The organism is Stenotrophomonas maltophilia group sp. SKK55 (assembly GCF_057179845.1).
In genome coordinates this window covers 14,049-31,886 of sequence record NZ_JBXUHP010000004.1, presented here as the reverse complement: position 1 = coordinate 31,886, position 17,838 = coordinate 14,049, and the positions used below count along the sequence as shown (strand labels likewise).

The following is a 17,838-nucleotide window of genomic DNA, read 5'->3' as shown; positions in this document are numbered from 1 at the left end:
CCCATCTCGGTAGGTGCCGGCCGCTGGCCGGCACGCTCCTAGAAGCTGTACTTCGTAGTGAACTGCAACCGGGTGATGTCACCCTTGTTGCCGTTCTCCACTTCGCGACGGCCATACATCAGCTCGGCGCCGATATCGACCTTGGGCAGCGGTGAATAGAAGATGTTGCCGCGGACGCTCTGCACGCTCTTGGTCACCAGCGGGCCGAGGATGCTGTCGTTGTCGTAGTCGCTGCGCGCGTAGATCAGGTTGGTGCGCAGCTTCGGCGAGAACGCATGCCGCCAGCCCACGTAGCCGGCCAGCACGCCGGTCGGGTTGAGCTCATCGCGGGCCACGTCGTAGGCGCTGTCGGCGGTGATGCCCAGGCCGATGTAGCGGGCGATGCCTTCGCCGCCGGTCAACTGGTAATGCAGCGAATCGCTGTCACCCATCACCCACTTGCCGCCCAGGGTCAGGCCGCCGGCCACCTTGTCGGCCTTCGCGCCGGTCGCCTGGTTGTCGACCTTCAACTGACGGACGATGCCGCCGACGCCGAAGGTGCCCCAGTCGCCCTTCCAGCCATAGCGCAGGGTCAGGTCGGGCAGGCTGCCACGGTCGGAGTTGGCGCTGGCGTTGGTCCAGGCACCGGTGACCGGGTTGCGGGTGCCGGTGAGGGTGGTGGTTTCCGGGTTCTCCAGTGCGACACTGAAGCCGCCCTGGGTGTAGCGCACCTGCGCCTGGCGCACGAAGATCACGCCGTCGGTGGGGCCGACGAAGTCGACCGCTTCCGGCAGTGCGGCCGCGTCCATGAAGTTGGACCAGGTCTGGCCGGCCAGCCAGTTGTTCCAGTACATGTAGGCGTGGCGCAGGGTCACGCCGTAGGTGTTGGTGGCGGTCTGGTTGCCCAGCGAGTTGCCGAAGAAGTCCATCTCGAAGAACGCACCGGCCTTGTTGCCCGATTCGCTGACGTTGTCGATGCCCAGGTTGAAGCGCGAGAACTTGGCATGGGCGTTGAAATCGGTGCCCGAGCGCTTGCCGCTGCCGCCGGCGCCTTCCACCGGGGTCTGGCCCGGCAGATACAGCGAACGGCCGGTGGCGTCGTCGGCCAGCTGGCCATCGCTGGTCTGGGTGGCCAGGAAGTCGGCCTTGATGAAGCCGCCGATCTTGACCGTGGTGCCCGGTGCCGCGCCCGGGGTGAGGGTGGTGACCTGGATCGGCTGCTTGCCGGCCGGCACCTGTGCGACCGGTTTCTGCCCGGCCTGCACCGTGCGCACTTCGGTTACCGCCTGCTGGGTCTGGCTGATCTGGGTCTGTTGTTGTTGCTGCGAAGACAGCAGCAGCTGGACCTGGCGTTCCAGTTCGGCAACGCGTGCTTCCAGTGCCTTCTCTTTGGCGGTCTCTGCGAACGCCATGCCCGGTGCGACCAGGGCGACCAGCAGGCAGGCCGCCAAAGGTGTGCGCACGGCTTTCAACGTACGGTGGCTCATGTTGCCCTCTCTCCCAAGTGGCAAGGTGATGCCGCGCGTGGGGCACGGTCGAACCGAGACTGCGGGGCGATTATGTATAGCGGCTATTCGCCATTGGTCGAACCCGGCCCTGCAAGGCGCTCACTTTCGACCATGGTCTAACCAGGGTGGTGACGCGGCCGGGGGTGGATGGGGCAAACTGAGGGGGATCGGTCGTTGCGATGCTGCGACCGCACATACAAAGTCAACGTGCAAGTGAGGGTGCCATGGCTGATATCTACCCCGTCGATCCGCAGTTCGCCGCCAAGGCACGCATCGACAAGAAGACCTATGAACAGCAGTACCAGGCGTCGGTGGCCGATCCGGATGGATTCTGGGGCAAGGCCGCCGAGCGCCTGCAATGGATGCGCAAGCCGACGAAGATCAAGAACGTCAGCTATGACCTGTCCGACTTCCGCATCAAGTGGTTCGAGGATGGCGAGCTCAATGCCAGCGTGAACTGCCTGGATCGCCAGCTGGAAACGCGCGGCGACAAGACCGCCCTGCTGTTCGAGCCGGACGGCCCGGATGCACCGGCCCAGCACGTGACCTATCGCGAGCTGTATGAGCGCACCTGCCGCCTCGGCAATGCGCTGCGCAACCTCGGGGTCAAAAAGGGCGACCGCGTCACCATCTACCTGCCGATGATCGTCGACGCCGCGGTGGCCATGCTGGCCTGCGCGCGCATCGGTGCGATCCACTCGGTGGTGTTCGGTGGCTTCGCGCCGAACTCGATCGCCGACCGCGTCAGCGACTGCCAGAGCAAGCTGATCATCACCGCCGACGAAGGCCTGCGTGGTGGCCGCAGGATTCCGCTGAAGGCCAACGTCGATGCCGCGCTGAAGCTGCCGGGCACGAACACGGTTGAAACCGTGCTGGTGGTGCGCCACACCGGCGGCGCGGTGGACATGCAGGCCCCGCGCGACCGCTGGTTCCACGACGTGGTGGACAGCCAGCCGTCCACCTGCGAACCGGAACGCATGAACGCGGAAGACCCGTTGTTCATCCTCTACACCTCCGGTTCCACCGGCAAGCCGAAGGGTGTGCTGCACACCACCGGCGGTTACCTGCTGTATGCGGCCTACACCCATGAAGCGGTGTTCGACCTGCGCGAGGACGACATCTACTGGTGCACCGCCGACGTCGGCTGGGTCACCGGCCACAGCTACATCGTGTACGGCCCGCTGGCCAACGGCGCGACCTCGCTGATGTTCGAAGGCGTGCCGAACTATCCGGACACCTCGCGCTTCTGGAATGTCATCGACAAGCACAAGGTGACGATCTTCTACACCGCCCCGACCGCCATCCGTGCACTGATGCGCGAGGGCGAGGAGCCGGTGAAGAAGACCTCGCGCGCGTCGCTGCGCCTGCTCGGCAGCGTCGGCGAGCCGATCAACCCGGAAGCCTGGCGCTGGTACTACGAGGTGGTCGGCGACAGCCGCTGCCCGATCGTCGATACCTGGTGGCAGACCGAAACCGGCGGCATCCTGATCTCGCCGCTGGCCGGTGCGATGGACCTCAAGCCGGGGTCGGCCACCCTGCCCTTCTTCGGCGTGCAGCCGGCGCTGGTCAATGCCGATGGCGAGATCCAGGACGGCCCGACCGAGGGCAACCTGATCATCCGTGACTCCTGGCCGGGCCAGATGCGCACGGTGTACGGCGACCACCAGCGTTTCATCGATACGTATTTCCGCACCTACCCGGGCAGCTACTTCACCGGCGACGGGTGCCGCCGCGACGAGGACGGCTACTACTGGATCACCGGCCGCGTCGACGATGTGATCAACGTGTCCGGCCACCGCATCGGCACCGCCGAAGTGGAAAGCGCGCTGGTCTCGCACCCGAAGGTGGCCGAAGCGGCGGTCGTGGGCTTCCCGCACGACGTCAAGGGCCAGGGCATCTACGCCTACGTCACCCTGGTGGCCGAAGAGGCACCGAGCGATGAACTGCACAAGGAACTGATCGCCTGGGTGCGCAAGGAGATCGGCCCGATCGCCACACCGGACCACCTGCAGTGGGCGCCGGGCCTGCCGAAGACCCGCTCGGGCAAGATCATGCGCCGCATCCTGCGCAAGATCGCCGAAAACGCACCGGACCAGCTCGGCGACACCTCGACCCTGGCCGACCCGTCGGTGGTAGCGTCGCTGGTGGACGAGCGCAAGGTGCGATGACGTACGACCCGGGGTCGGATCCCTTTCCTCAAGGAAAGGGCTCTGACCCCATCTGCTTTCCCCCACGGTTCCCCCCGACCATGACCACCCTCCTGATTGCCGATGACCACCCGCTGTTCCGCGAAGCCCTGCGTGGGGCCGTGCAGCGGGTCATCCCCGGCGTGCAGCTGTTCGAGGCCGACAGCGTGGAAGCGTTGTATGCACTGGCCGACCAGCACAACGACGCCGACCTGGTCCTGATGGACCTCAATATGCCTGGCGCACAGGGTTTCAACGCGCTGGTGCACATGCGCTCGCTGCACCCGCACCTGCCGGTGGTGGTGGTGTCCGCACGCGAAGAAGCCACGGTGATGCGCCGCGCGCTCGACCACGGCGCGCTGGGTTTCATTCCGAAGTCTGCGGATTCGGACACCATCGGCCATGCACTGGGCACCATTCTCGATGGCGAGACCTGGGCACCGCCGGAAGCGCACAACGTACCGCCCACCGGCAGCGAAGAACGCGAAGTCGGCCAGCGCCTGCGCGAGCTGACCCCGCAGCAGTTCCGCGTGCTGCAGATGCTCGGCGCCGGCCGCTTGAACAAGCAGATCGCCTACGACCTCAACGTCTCCGAAGCGACGATCAAGGCCCACGTCACCGCCATCCTGCGCAAGCTGGGCGTGACCAACCGCACCCAGGCCGTGCTGATGGCCGGCAAGCTGGCGATCGACGACGACGCCATCGTGCTGCCGCCGGAAGAAGACTGATTGTGACCGACTATGGAGCCGAGCATGGGCTCGGCTCTACAGACGTCATGATGCCCCTGTAGAGCCGAGCCCATGCTCGGCTGCTCTTTGCCTCAATACCAATCACTCCTCAAGCGGCCATCGACTCCACACATAGGGGTATTCCCCGATGCGCGTGGCCAGCCCAGCACGCACGGGATTGGCCGCGATGTACATCGCCTGCGTGCGCAGGCACTCATCGCCGCGCAGCGCATGATCGTAGTATCCCGGCTGCCAGATCGGCGCGTTGGCCTCAGCGCGCCTGCCGATGGAACGCCCGCTCCGTGATTTGAGGATCTGCATGCAGCCGGCAAGCGTGCCGGTACGGAGTTCGAACAGCGAATGCAGATGATCCGGCATGACCACCCAGGCGAGGGAGGAGGTCCGCCCCGTCCGCTCTACGGTCCGCAGGGCTTCGATCAGCAGATCGACGTTGGCCTTGTCACTGAACCAGGGACGACGCGCATGCGTCACGGTGGTAAGTGCATAGACGTTGCCGGTATGCGACCAACGACCATAACGGAGTGCGGGACTGGCCATGCGAAGAGGCTATGGCACGCATGCCAGTCTCTCCATCAGTGCAACACCGCAATGCTTGTCAGCCAACACCCTGATGTAGAGCCGAGCCCATGCTCGGCTGCCATGCAAAGCAGCCGAGCGTGGGCTCGGCTCTACAGGTTTCCCTGCTCACCCCACTCCGTGCAGGTGTTCGTACAGGATCGTCGCGCCGATGATCACCAGGATCACGCCGCCGATGATCTCGGCACGCTTGCCGACCATGCTGCCCAGCACGCGGCCGAGCATGATGCCGACGGTCACCATGGTCAGCGTGCACAGACCGATGACCGCAGCCATCACGCCGATATGCACGTCCATGAAGGCCAGGCCGATGCCCACGGCCATTGCGTCGATGCTGGTGGCGAAACCGGTCAGCGCCAGCTTCCAGAAGCCGTGGTGCTGCGAAGGGTCTTCATCATCTTCGCCACTGTCCGGGCACAGGCCGTTGTAAATCATGTGGATGCCCAGCGCGCCGAGCAGGCCGAAGGCGATCCAGTGGTCGAAAGCTTCCACGTACTGCAGTGCGGCACGGCCGAGCAGCCAGCCGATGATGGGCGTGATCGCCTCGATGACACCGAAGATGATGCCGGCGCGCAGCGCGTCACGGAACACCGGTTTGCGCATGGCGGCACCTTTGCCGATCGCGGCTGCGAAGGCATCGGTGGACATGGCAAAGCCGATCAAGAGGATCGAGATGGGGGACATTGGCGACTGCTGAAGGTCGGGCTAGGACGGACGCACGGCCGGCGCTCGCGCCCAACCTGACGTTGCGCGCGCGGGCCGCTGGTCTCGCCAACCATCATGGTTGTCCACGCCACGGCGCACTGGCCGAGTATGTTGACGTGGACGATTCCTGCGAAGGAATCCGGCTACTCCCCAAGGGGACGCGAAGCTTAGCATCGCGATTCGCGCGTGGTGCATTTGCAGCGAAACGCGCAGGCAGGGCTGGTTTGTATAGCGATGGCTATATCAGCACGTCGCTGCGCGCGGGCTCGGCTCTACAGAGGGCCCCCGCAACTGGATTTTTGTAGAGCCGAGCCAATGCTCGGCTGCTGTTCGGCCGGGCCACGGAACACCATGCCCCGCGCAGCAGCCGAGTGCGGACTCGGCTCTACATTGCCATCAGGCATCGCTGTTGCCGGCATCGCGCAGCGCGCCGAGGAAGGCGCGCAGCGAAGCCGGTTTGATCGGCTTGGTCAGCACGCGGTAGCCACGCTCGCGTGCCATCCGCTTCAACTCATCGCGGCCATCGGCGGTCAGCAGCGCACCCGGCAGCGGGTAGCCGGCGGCCTCGCGCAGCGCCACCAGGGCATCAAGGCCATCCATGCGATCGTGCAGGTGGTAGTCCACCAGCATCACCTGCGGACGCTCGGCAATCTTCTCCAGCGCCTGGTCGACGGTGGCGGCGGTGATCACCTGCACCTGCCAGCGGCCGAGCAGTGCGCGCATGCCGTCGAGGATTTCCTCGTCGTTGTCCACGCACAGCACCCGCAGGCCCGCCAGCGAATCGCTGCGCACCGGTGTGGCCACGGCCTGGGTCGCCTTGGCAGGCTCGGTGTAGCCGGGCAAGGGCGCAACCCGCGGCAGGATGATCGAGAACATCGAGCCACTGCCAACGCGGCTGCGTGCATTGAGACGATGGTCGAGCAGGCGCGAGATGCGCTGGCAGATCGACAGGCCCAGGCCCAACCCCTGCTCGCCCCAGTCGAACGGCTGCTGGTAGCGGTGGAACTCGTCGAAGATCTGCCGCATGTGGTGTTCGGGAATGCCCGGGCCGGTGTCCCACACCTGCAGTTCCACCTCGTCGCCGCGCTGGCGCACGGCCAGCACGATGCGCCCCTGGCGCGTGTAGCGCAGCGCATTGGCCAGGAAGTTCTGCAGTACGCGGCGCAGCAGGCGGCGATCGCTGCGTACCCAGGCCGCGCGTGCGAACAGATCCAGGCGCAGGCCACGGCCTGCGGCGACCGGCGTGTACTGCGCGGCCAGCTCGCGCATCAACGCACTCACATCGAACTCGCCGATCACCGGGTGCAGGCCACCGGCATCCAGCCGCGACACGTCCAGCAGGCCATCAAGCAGTTCTTCGGCTGCGCGCAGCGACGCGTCCACGCGTTCGGCCAGATGCTTTTGTTCGTCGCTCACGTGATCGCTGTCGCGCAGCGCGGACGCAAACAGGCGCGCCGCATTCAACGGCTGCAGCACGTCATGGCTGATCGCCGCCAGGAAACGGGTCTTCGACTGCTGCGCGACCTCGGCCTCATGCGAGCGCTCGGCCACGCGCTGTTCCAGCGTCTCGTTGGCTTCAAGCAGCGCCCTTTCAGCGTGCTTGTAGTCGGTGATGTCGTTGTAGCTGGTCACGTAGCCGCCGCCCGGCAGCGCCTGGCCGCGCATCTCGATCACCTTGCCGTCGCTGCGGGTGCGCTCGAACACGTGCGGCGAACCGGCGCGCATGTAACCGATGCGGCGGTTGATCTGCACTTCGATATCGCCCTCGCCCAGCTCGCCGCGCTCGGCGTTGTAGCGGATCAGGTCGGCCACCGGGCGGCCCACGTAGAGCATGCCGTCGGGGTAGCCGAACATGTCCTGGTAGCGGCGGTTCCATGCGGTCAGGCGCATGTCCGGATCGACCACGCTGACCCCGGCGCTGATGTTCTCCAGCGTGGTCGACAGGATCTCGCGGTTGAAGCGCAGTTCCTGCCCGGCTTCGTCCAGTACCGCCACCACTTCACCCAGGTCCATGCCCGAGCCACGCAGCAGGCTGGTCAGCAGCAGGCGTGCGGACGCCGCGCCGATCGACGCGGCCAGCAGGCGTTCGGTGAACTGCACCCACGGGCGGTCTGCAGGCGCGGAGGATTGCAGTTCACGGCCCAGTGACTGCGCCTGCTCGAAGAACGAACGCCGCGCATGACGTTCGCCGACCACGCGCGAGGCCAGTGCCAGCAGGTCGCCCACATGCACGTGGCCGGGCCAGCCGCCGGCCACCGACGGGCGCTCGGCATACGGGTCGAGGAACGGTGCCGCACGCAGGCGCTCGTCGACGCCGGGCCGCCAGCGTGCGGACACCAGCATCATCGTGGCCGCATTGACCAGCAGCGACCAGAACGTGCCGTGGGTCAGCGGATCCCAGCCGGACATGCCGAACAGCTGCTGCGGACGCAGCCACTCGATGCCGAACGGGCCGTGCTGCACCCAGCCGGCGTCGACCCAGCCGGCCATGGTCATCGCCGGCAGCAGCAGTGTGTACAGCCAGGTGGCGAAGCCCAGCAGCATGCCCACTTCGACGCCGCGCCGGCTGGCGCCGCGCCAGTACAGGCCGCCGATCAGGCCGGGCGCGAACTGCGCCACCGCTGCGAACGCCATCAGGCCGTACGAGGCCAGCGTGCTGTCGTTGCTGCTGGTGCGGTAGTAGCTGTAGGCCATCAGCGCCAGCAGCAGGATCGCCAGGCGGCGGATCCACAACACGCGCGAGGCGACGTCGGCGGCTTCCTGGTGGTCACCGCTCCGACGCAGCAGCACCGGCATCACCAGATCATTGCTGACCATGGTCGCCAGCGCGATGGACGAGACGATGACCATACCGGTGGCCGCCGAGAAGCCGCCCACGTAGGCGATCAGCGCCAGCGCATTGCGGCCTTCGGCCAACGGCAGCGCCAGCACCATCGAATCGTCGGCAACGCTGCCGCCGGTGCCGAACAGGGTGACACCGGCGGTGGCGATCGGCAGCACCATGCCCGAGATCAGCACCAGGTAACCGCCGAACATCCAGCGCGCGCGGCGCACGTCGCGCACATCGCCGCACTCGACCACGGCCACGTGGAACTGGCGCGGCAGGCAGATGATGGCGAGGAAACTGAGCAGGGTCTGCGAGATGAAGCCGACCGGCGGCAGGCCGGTGAACAGCGTATGCACCGACTCGACCACCGCGTCGGTGCGGTTGCTCAGCCACAGGTAGGCGAACACGCCCACCGCCAGCATCGCCAGCAGCTTGATCACCGATTCGAAGGCGATCGCCAGCATCATGCCGTGGTGGTGCTCGGTGGCATCGACCTGGCGGGTGCCGAACAGGGTGGCGAACAGCGCCATCAGCAGCGCCACGTACAGCGCCGGGTCGGTGAAGAAGCCGGTGGGGCCGGTGTTGCCGGTCAGCACCTGCAGGCTCATCGCCACCGCCTTGTACTGCAACGCCAGGTACGGAATGATGCCGATCAGCGCGATGATCGCCACCAGCGCCGCCAGCCGCCGCGAGCGACCGAAGCGCGAGGAGATGAAATCGGCGATGGAGACCACGTTCTGGCTGCGTGCGATCAGCGCCAGGCGCTCGATGATGCGCCAGCCGAACAACAGCAGCAGCAGCGGGCCGATGTAGATCGGCAGGTAGCCCACGCCATTGCGCACGGCGGTACCCACCGCGCCGTAGAACGTCCACGAGGAGCAGTACACGGCCAGCGCCAGGCTGTAGACCACCGGCCGCAGCCACGGCCGGTCGGGGTACATCGGCCGACGGTCGCCCCACCACGCCACGCCGAACAGCAGCGCGGCATAGGCAACCGAGACCAGCAGCAGGATCCAGCTGGAGACCACGCGTGCGTTTCCGTGGGAAGAACCCGCAGTGTAGGCCAGGCGTGGCCGGGGGTGCGGGCGCGTTGGGGGCAACCACCCCCACCCAGGTGGGGGCCTACGCGGTGCGGGCCACGACCGTGGGTCGTGGCCGGCTTCTTACTGGGCCGGCACGCCCATTTCCTTCAGCAGTTCCGGCGCCGGGTAGACCTTGGCCAGCAGCCAGCGCAGGTAGCGCATGTCCACGTGCACGGCGCGCTTGTAGCGCGGGTCGAACCACCAGCTGGCGCTGACCGACTCCCAGTTGCTGTCGAAGTTCAGGCCGATCAGTTCGCCCTTGGCGTTGAGCACCGGCGAGCCGGAGTTGCCGCCGGTGGTATCCAGGTTGGTCAGGAAATTGACCGTCTGGGTGTTCAGTGCCGGATCGGCGGTGCTGCCGAAGTCACCTTTGGCGATCGCGGCCAGCAGCGGCTTGGGTGCGTCGAACGGATAGGCGTTGGTGTTCTTCTCGACGATGCCGGCCACGGTGGTCACCGGCGAGTAGGTCACGCCATCGCGCGGGTGCAGTGCCTCGACCCTGCCGTAGCTGATGCGCAGGGTGCGGTTGGCATCCGGGTACACGGCGCGGCCCTGCTTGGCACGCCAGGCGAACAGCGCCTGCATGTAGGCCGGGCGCAGGCGCAGCTGCTCGCCCTCGCGGGTCTTGCTTTCGTTCTCGATGCGCAGCTGCGCGGCCACCAGCGGGCCGGCCACAGCGATCAACGGATCGGCGGCCAGGGCCTTGCCTTCGCGCGCGGCCGCGAAGCGCGACAGGCGCTGCGCCTCGTCACCCAGCTGGGTGCCGGCGTACAGGGTGTCCAGTGCCTTGGCCAACTGCTGCGGGGTACGGCCGAAGGCGGCGTCGAACTCGGCCACGCGCTGCGCGTCCGGCAGCTGCTGGTAACGGGTCAGCAGGGTGGTCAGCAGGGCCTTCTCGACCTCCGGTGCGTAGCGGCGCTGGACCTGCTTGAGCACGCCTTCGATCATCGCCTGGTCGCGCTGCTGGTAACCGCTCTCGCGCTGCGCGTCCGGTTTGGCCGATTCGATGCGCAGGCGCTCCAGCAGCAGCGCCGAGCGCAGCAACTGGCTCTGTGCGGCCATCTGGTCCAGCAGCAGGTCACGCTCGCCCACCGCCGCGCCCTGTGACAGGTTGGCCAGCAGCGCCTTGATGTCGCCCTGGTACCTGCGGTCGGTGGCGGCCAGCATCGCGGTCTCGTCGGCGGCACGCTGGGCCTTGGCATCGCTGCGCAGCAGGCCTTCCAGCTCACCGGCGGCGCGCTTGCGGTTGTTCTTCAGCGACTGCAGCTGCGAAGCGTAACGGGTACGTGCCTGCGCGTCCTTGGCGGTTGCCGCCTCGATGGTGTCGATCATCTGCTGGAACACCGAAACGCGGCGCGGCAGCACGGTGTCGATCTGGCCGGCGAATTCTGCCGCAGTACGGTGGCGGTAGGTGATGCCCGGATAACCGGCCAGCATCGCGTAGTCGCCCTCCTTCGGGCCCTCTACCGACATCTGCAGGTGTGCCGGCGCCTGGTAGGGCACGTTGTCCTTGCTGTAGGCGGCCGGCTTGCCGTCCTTGCCCACATAGGCGCGCAGCAGGGTGAAGTCGCCGGTGTGGCGCGGCCACATGAAATTGTCGATCTCATCGCCATAGTTGCCGATCGCACGCGGCGGCGCGTACACCAGGCGCACGTCGCTCAGTTCCAGCTGGGCGATGCGGTAGAAGTCGGTGCCGTAGTACATGTTGGCCACCGAGCAGCGCACGCTGCCATCCTTCTCGCACTCGGCCACGATCTGCTTGCTGGCCGCATCGACGGCATCGAAGTAGGCACGGCCGGTCTTGCCGCGGGCCTGCGCCAGCACCTGATCGGTCACCTTGTCGAAGCCAACGGTGACCAGCACGCGGAAGTCGGGGTTGGCCGGGCGCTCGTCGGCACGGTCCCTGGCGATGAAGCCACCGTTGATCAGGTCGTGCTCTGGCGAGCTGTTGTACTGGATCACGCCCATCGCCACGTGGTGATTGGTCAGCAGCAGGCCGTCGCTGGACACGAACGAGCCGGTGCCGCCGCCCGCGCGCACCACCGCGCTCAGCGGCGGCGCGGTGACATTGGCCAGGTCGGCCGGATTGCCCTTGAAGCCAGCGGCCTGCAGCGGCTTGGCCAGGTCCGGCAGCTGGGTCGGCATCCACATGCCTTCATCGGCGTGGGCACCGGCGGCGAGGGTCAGGCCCAGGGCCAGGGCGGTGGGAAGGGCTTTGCGTGGCGACATGAGGCAATCCGGTACGACAGAACAGCCCGGGACCATAGCCGCTGGGGCCGGATGGGGCAACGGCCGATGGTTGGGGACCCGACGGGTAGAGCCGAGCCCATGCTCGGCTGCTCTTCCTTCAACCCGCGCCGCGCGCAGAAGCCGAGCATGGCTCGGCTCTACAGGGATGCCACGGCGGGTTACTTCTCCCGCCGCCAGTTGATCGAACCACGGTTTTCCACCGTGCTCGATTCCACTTCCACATCAAACCCGCGGCGCAGCAGGTACTTCAGCGTGATCACCGAACCGGCGCCCACCAGCGACACGCCGTAACCCACGTAAAGCTTGGGTGAGATGTACTTGCCGACGCCGATCACCGAACCACCCAGCGCGCGCGACTGGCTTACGCCGGCATCATCCAGGCCCAGCTTGGCACCCAGCTGCGAGGCGAGCAGGCCACTGCCAGCCGAGAGCGCCGCCGAGGCCGCGTTGACCTGCTGCGCCTGGTCGCTGCTGGCGCCGGTCAGGCTGCGTCCCAGCACCAGGTAGGCCAGTGCCTCGGACTGCGACATCGCCGGATCGGACCACACGTCGGCACGCGGTTGCTGGGCACGCCCGGTCACGTCGATGCCGGCGGTGACATCACCGATGCGGCGCTCGGCGCGGATGTTGATGCGCGGGTCGGACACCGCGTTGTAGTTCCAGTTGAGGTTGCCGCGGGTGATGGTCAGGTCCTGCCCGTAAGCCTTGTAGCGGCCGCTCACTTCCAGGCCGCCATTGGCTGTCATCTCGCGGCCGGGCTTGGCCCAGACCTGCATCTTGCCGGTCAGCGCGCCCTTCAGGCCGAACCCGGTCATCTTCACCTTGTCGCCGAGGCTGACGGTCAGGTCCATGTCCAGCGGCGAGGTGCGCGACTCTTCCGGATCGGCCGGGTCGAGCACCACCACGTCTTCGGATACCGAGGTGCCGCGGTCCAGGCGTTCCAGGTCGATGTCGGCCTCGGGCACGTGCACGGTGCCACGCAGCTCCATCGCTGCCTTGGCCAACGTGAAGTCGAGGTTGGGGTTGGCGACGATGCGCAGTTCGCTGGTGCTGGACAGCAGCACGTTCTCGCCATGGATCTTCAGCTGCAGCGGCTGCGCATCGCCGAACCACGACAGGCCACCATCCACGTACAGCGTGCCCTGGCCGGAGTTGGCCTGCGCGGTGATCTTGGCCGAACCATCGGGCTGGGCCACGAAGCTGCCCTTGCCCTGGTCGAAGGTCAGGCCGAGCGCCGGGAATTCACCCTTGAAGTTGCTCAGCTGTGCGTCGCCACCCAGCGACGGCTGGCCTCGCGTCCCGCGCAGGCTGACGTGGCCTTCGATCAGGCCGGTCGGTCGCACGATGTCCGGCGAGAACAGCTCCAGCCAGTACAGCCGCGACATGTTGAGGTAGAGCTCACCATTCAGCGGCGCACTGGCTTCCCAGCCGGTCTGCATCTTGGCGTCGACGAAGCCATTGCCCTGGAAGCCCATGCCCAGGTAGCCCTTGATGCTGGCCGGGGTCATGTCGAGCTTCAGCGAGAACTGGTCATAGCGCACCAGCTCGCCGCGGGTGGTATCGCCCACAGTGTTGCGGTTCTCGCCCAGGCGCACGCCGCCTTCCTTCGAGCGCACTTCCACATGGCCTTCCCAGGCGTTGCCGCGCGGGCGGATGTGCGCGTCCAGGCTGACATCGCCGCGAAGGTAGATGCGGCGGCCGGACTGCGGCGGCAACCACGGCTGCACCAGCGCCAGTGGCAGCGCGTCGCTGCGCACCACCAGGCCTTCGCGCGGCCAGTTGGCCTGTGCGCACAGCGCGCCGCTGCTGGCCGCGGCCAGGCAGGCTTCGGACAGCGTGTAGGTGCTGCCGTTGATCGCGAACGCCGCCGGTGCACGCAGCGCCCAGGCATCACCCTTCACCGGTGCGATGCGCAGCGACGCCAGCTCGCCACGCCACTGCGTGCCCTGCTGGCGCACGCTGCCCTGCAGCTCGATCGCACCCATCTCGTTGCGGGTCTGCGCAGCCAGGCGCAGGTTGGACACACTGCCCTGCGCGTCGATGTTCAGCCGCTCCAGCAGCATGCCCGCGTTGACCTGCTGGCCCTGCACCGCCAGCGTGCCGCTGTCGCCGCGCCACGGCAGGCGGCCCTTGATGCTCACGCTCTCGGCGCCGTAGCCATCCCAGTTGAGGTTGTTGCCGACCAGGTCGGCGGTGATGTCCGGCGCATCGCGCGGGCCCTTCACCTGTACCTGGCCACGCAGGCCACCGTCTGCGCCCGGCAGCAGGTCGCTCAACTGCAATGGCTCGAAACGCGCATCGATGTCGAGGCGGTCGCCGACCTTGCCCGACGCGGTCACCCGGCTGCTGCCCAACGCCAGTTTCAGGTCACCCTGGCCCTGCGCGCCCTGCAGCGCGAACTTGCCCTGTGCGTCGAGATTGCGCTGGCGCAGCATGCCCTTCAGCGAGGGCAGGTCCACCGTGGCTTCCAGCGTACCGGCGGTGCCCGGTGCGGCATTGGCCGGCGGCGGCAGCTGGCGGCCCTTGGAGGCCAGGTTGCCGGACAGGCGGCCATTCCAGCCTGGCACGAAATAGCCGGGGTCGAAGTCCTTCAGCGTGGCCTTGGCGTCCCAGTCCAGCTGCGGCGCCCAGGCCACCTGGCCTTCCACCTGCAGCTGGCCACCGGGCGTCTGCGCCTGCAGCTGGTGGATCGACGCGGCCTGGTCATTGCCACGCACATCGAAGTGCAGCTGCGCCTTCTGCTTTTCGCGTTCGACCTCGGCGCGGCCGATCGCCGCCCAGGCCTTCAGGGTACCGGCCAGGCCGAAGCGTGCTTCCTTCAGAGTGACCGGCACCGGCGCGCTGCCGGCGGTGTTCGGATCAGGCGCCGGTACATACGTCAGGTCACGCGCGACCACCGAGAAGTTGAGCTTCTGCTGGTCTTCCTGGCTGAAATCGGCGGTACCCTCCAGGCGGGCTTCGCCACCGAGACCCTTCAGCAGCAGCGGCGAAACCTTCAGCACCTGGTCCTGCAATGACACCACGGACGGTGCCAGTTCCAGTTCCTGCTCGCCCTGCTTCACCTTGCCACGCAGGCTGGCATTGCCGCCCTTGCCAGCAGCAGTGAAATCCAGCGACAACGGTGTGATCGCCGAGCTCGCCAATGCCGACGACAGCAGCGCCAGATCCAGCTCGTCGCTGCGCACGCTGGCATTCCACGTCGGGTCGGTGCGGCCATCGAACACCAGCATCGCGTGCAGCGGCTTCGGTGCACGCCCGGCCACCGCCACTTCCATGTGCGACAGGTCACCGCGGGCGACCAGGCCGACGGTAGCGGCCGTGCGCCCACGCGGTGCCGGCAACACCGCCGTCACCGTCACGTCGGTGTCGTAGTCCTTGGCCGGGATGTAATGGCCTTGGGCAGTGAAGTTGCCCATGTCACTGTCCACCACCAGCTTGTGCGCCTGGAACTCGCCGTTGGCGATCTCGATGCCACCACGCACGCGGCTGATGTCGATCACCGGTTCGTTGGCCTGGCTGATGCGGAAGCCATCGATGGCGATGGCATCGGCCTGGATCGCCAGCGGCATCTCGATCTGCGGCAGGGAATCGGGCCAGGACGGCAGCTTGAACGGCTCATCGCTCTTGGCCAGGTTCAACGTCGCGTTGGTGAGCTCCAGCTTGTCCAGCAGCAGCTTGCGGCCCAGCAGCGGGCGCAGGTCCGGCTCCAGGTGCGCACGCTCGGCGTGGAAATGGATGTCGTCATAGCGGAAGTCGACGTTGTACAGGGTCAGCGGTCCGGCCACCGGACCCTCCACCTTGTCCCAGGTGAAGCTGGCACCCACCGGCAGCCGCGCCACCACCTGGGCCAGCAGTACGTCACGGCCGGCCACGGTCTGCAGCAGCCAGTACACCGCCAGCAGGGCCAGCAGCACCAGGCCGATCACGCCGGCGCCGGACCATGCCCAGAAGCGGCGACGGCGATAGAAACGCACGCGTGGCGGCGGGGTGTTCGGGGTCGGTGCGGGCGTGCTCACAGGTCCGCTCCGATGTTCAGGTACAGCTGGAACTGCGAATCCGGGTTGTTCAGGCCGTGCGCCACGTCGATGCGCACCGGGCCCACCGGCGATTTCCAGCGCACGCCGAAGCCGACGCCGGTATGCAGGTCGATGGTGTTGTCGAAGGCACTGCCGGTATCGACGAACACCGCCGCACCCCAGGGGCCACCGTTGAAGTAGTGCTCGTACTCGGCCGAGCCGATCACCAGGTTCTTGGCACCCAGCGCGTACTTGTCCGGCTTCGGCGTACGCGGGCCGACCTCACGGTAGGCGTAGCCGCGGATGCTGCGGTCACCACCGGCGAAATAGCGCAGGCTCGGCGGCATCGCCACCAGATCGCTGGTCCAGGTGGTGCCGCCCTCGCCGCGCAGGATCAGGCGATTGCTTTCACCCACCGGGATGTACCAGCGCAACACGGCGTTGGCCTGCACGAAGCTGGTATCCGAGCCGGCGCCTTCCACGCCGGCACGCACCGTCGCCGCGCCGCTGATGCCCTTGCGCGGGAACATCTCGTCGTCGACGTTGACGTAGTCGGCAACCATCTGCGGGTACACCAGCGTCGAGGTGTTGTAGACGGCGTCGGTGAATTCGGTGCCGGAGGCATAGCGCCAGCGCTCGCGTAGCGCATTGACCGAGGCGATCGCGGTCCAGTGCTCGTTGATCTCGCCGCTGCGGCTGGCGATCAGCTTGAAGTTGCGCAGATCGATGTAGTCGGTCTGCTCGTCGTACGCGCTGGCGGCGAAGGTGTACCAGCCGTCGAGCCAGTTGAAGGCCGGAATGCGGTAACTGGTGACCAGGCTCTTGCGCTTCTGCGCATAGTCCAGCTGCGTGTTCATCTTGTGGCCGCGGTTGTTCAGGAACCGCCGCTCGATGCCACCGCGCACACCCGGGCCGCTCTCGCTGCCGTAGCTCAGGCCTGCGGTGTAGATGGTGCGCTTGGCCCGGGTCAGCTTCACGTCCACCGGCACTTCGCCGTTTTCATCGGCCTGGTCCGGGCGCGGCTGGATGTCGATCACGCTGAAGTAGTCCAGCTTGGTCAGCGACTCGCGCAGCCGGTCCAGCTTGCCCTCGTGGTAGTAGCTGCCCTGGTCCCAGTACACCAGTGGATCGAACAGCTTGTCGACGAAGTAATCCTGCTCGAAGCGCACCGGGCCCATGTTGTAGCGGCGGCCGCTGTCCCAGGTCAGGTCGATGTCGGCGGCGTTGTCGGCGCGGGTGATCTGCACCTGGCGCTGGGTGTAGTCGGCATCGAAGTAGCCACGCTCGGCCAGGCGCCGGGTGATGGTGATCTTGCTGGCTTCGTACTGGGTGTGCTCGAAGCGCTGGCCCTTGCGCGGCTTGAAGGCGGCCAGGTCGTCCTGCAGGTACTGGTCGTACATCGCCGGGCCGGTGATGTCGATGTGCTCGCGGCGCACGGTCACCGGGGCGCCCTTGTCGACATGGATCAGCACGCGCACGTGCTCATCCTCGCGCGGCGCCTCGACCTTGATCACCGGGTTGTAGTACCCGAATGGCTCCAGCGCCTGGCGGGTCTGCCGCTTGGCCTGCGACAGCAGGTACTCCAGGCGCGATTCGCCCTGCTCCTTGCCGATCGTGTCGTACAGCGACAGCGATTCCTGGATGTTCTCGATGATTGCGGCGTCGTCGCCCTTGTCCAATCCCTTGATGTCCACCTTGTCGATGGTGCCGCGCGCATGGACCACGGAAGTGGCGGCCAGCGACAGGACCATCAGCGGCAGGGCGTATTTCTTTGGCTGCATGCGGCACAGCATACCGACCGGAGGTGACGATGCGAAATGCATCACGTCATTGGGAATCGGTTGTTAAGTGGCGGTCAAAATACACCGCAAGGCGTCGATTGTCGCAATCGACCAATCAGGATGCCGGCATCGTCCACGATGTCGGCAATGACCCCGATAGACATCCGCCGGCGATGCTC

The 17,838-nt window shown here is 66.9% G+C and carries 9 protein-coding genes and 1 riboswitch; of the genes, 2 read left to right on the top strand and 7 right to left on the bottom strand.

Annotated elements, in window-relative coordinates:
- Positions 1 to 38: 38 nt before the first annotated feature.
- Positions 39 to 1,466, bottom strand: a complete 1,428-nt coding sequence (locus tag AC2A1N_RS02175; RefSeq protein WP_019661755.1) for a DcaP family trimeric outer membrane transporter — start codon at positions 1,464 to 1,466, stop codon at positions 39 to 41.
- Positions 1,467 to 1,711: 245 nt separating this feature from the next.
- On the opposite strand from AC2A1N_RS02175, the gene acs reads away from it, so the two are divergent.
- Positions 1,712 to 3,655 (top strand): acetate--CoA ligase, encoded by a 1,944-nt coding sequence (gene acs / locus AC2A1N_RS02170; RefSeq protein ID WP_242893985.1) that lies wholly within the window; start codon positions 1,712 to 1,714, stop codon positions 3,653 to 3,655.
- Positions 3,656 to 3,735: 80 nt separating this feature from the next.
- On the top strand, positions 3,736 to 4,401 hold the full coding sequence (locus AC2A1N_RS02165) for a response regulator transcription factor (protein WP_006477308.1): 666 nt from the start codon (positions 3,736 to 3,738) through the stop codon (positions 4,399 to 4,401).
- A gap of 102 nt (positions 4,402 to 4,503) precedes the next feature.
- Here AC2A1N_RS02165 and AC2A1N_RS02160 read toward each other — a convergent pair whose 3' ends face one another.
- The 6 genes from AC2A1N_RS02160 to AC2A1N_RS02135 form a co-directional block, all read right to left on the bottom strand.
- Positions 4,504 to 4,959 (bottom strand): REP-associated tyrosine transposase, encoded by a 456-nt coding sequence (locus AC2A1N_RS02160; protein ID WP_242893982.1) that lies wholly within the window; start codon positions 4,957 to 4,959, stop codon positions 4,504 to 4,506.
- A 147-nt stretch (positions 4,960 to 5,106) separates the two neighbouring features.
- A complete protein-coding gene (locus AC2A1N_RS02155) occupies positions 5,107 to 5,682 on the bottom strand; it encodes a manganese efflux pump MntP (protein ID WP_242893979.1) in 576 nt (191 codons plus the stop codon).
- 89 nt (positions 5,683 to 5,771) lie between these two features.
- Positions 5,772 to 5,861: riboswitch (yybP-ykoY riboswitch) on the bottom strand.
- Between the two features lie 238 nt (positions 5,862 to 6,099).
- Positions 6,100 to 9,558: a hybrid sensor histidine kinase/response regulator gene (locus AC2A1N_RS02150; protein ID WP_061480441.1), complete on the bottom strand. Its 3,459-nt coding sequence runs from the start codon at positions 9,556 to 9,558 to the stop codon at positions 6,100 to 6,102.
- A 135-nt stretch (positions 9,559 to 9,693) separates the two neighbouring features.
- Entirely contained in the window at positions 9,694 to 11,841 is a 2,148-nt protein-coding gene (locus AC2A1N_RS02145; protein WP_154351657.1) for a S46 family peptidase, read from the bottom strand.
- 179 nt (positions 11,842 to 12,020) lie between these two features.
- Complete coding sequence (locus tag AC2A1N_RS02140; protein ID WP_242893975.1) at positions 12,021 to 15,878, bottom strand: translocation/assembly module TamB domain-containing protein; 3,858 nt, start codon at positions 15,876 to 15,878, stop codon at positions 12,021 to 12,023.
- Positions 15,875 to 17,671 carry an autotransporter assembly complex protein TamA gene (locus tag AC2A1N_RS02135; RefSeq protein WP_242893991.1) on the bottom strand — a complete coding sequence of 599 codons (1,797 nt, stop codon included), beginning with the start codon at positions 17,669 to 17,671 and terminating at the stop codon, positions 15,875 to 15,877. Before AC2A1N_RS02135 ends, AC2A1N_RS02140 begins: the two co-directional genes overlap by 4 nt.
- Positions 17,672 to 17,838: the final 167 nt, after the last annotated feature.

What these genes read in the sequence shown, in the direction of transcription:
- AC2A1N_RS02175 (WP_019661755.1), bottom strand. Translation starts at nt 1,466, where the DNA reads ATGAGCCACCGTACGTTGAAAGCCGTGCGCACACCTTTGGCGGCCTGC.
- acs (WP_242893985.1), top strand. Translation starts at nt 1,712, where the DNA reads ATGGCTGATATCTACCCCGTCGATCCGCAGTTCGCCGCCAAGGCACGC.
- AC2A1N_RS02165 (WP_006477308.1), top strand. Translation starts at nt 3,736, where the DNA reads ATGACCACCCTCCTGATTGCCGATGACCACCCGCTGTTCCGCGAAGCC.
- AC2A1N_RS02160 (WP_242893982.1), bottom strand. Translation starts at nt 4,959, where the DNA reads ATGGCCAGTCCCGCACTCCGTTATGGTCGTTGGTCGCATACCGGCAAC.
- AC2A1N_RS02155 (WP_242893979.1), bottom strand. Translation starts at nt 5,682, where the DNA reads ATGTCCCCCATCTCGATCCTCTTGATCGGCTTTGCCATGTCCACCGAT.
- AC2A1N_RS02145 (WP_154351657.1), bottom strand. Translation starts at nt 11,841, where the DNA reads ATGTCGCCACGCAAAGCCCTTCCCACCGCCCTGGCCCTGGGCCTGACC.
- AC2A1N_RS02135 (WP_242893991.1), bottom strand. Translation starts at nt 17,671, where the DNA reads ATGCTGTGCCGCATGCAGCCAAAGAAATACGCCCTGCCGCTGATGGTC.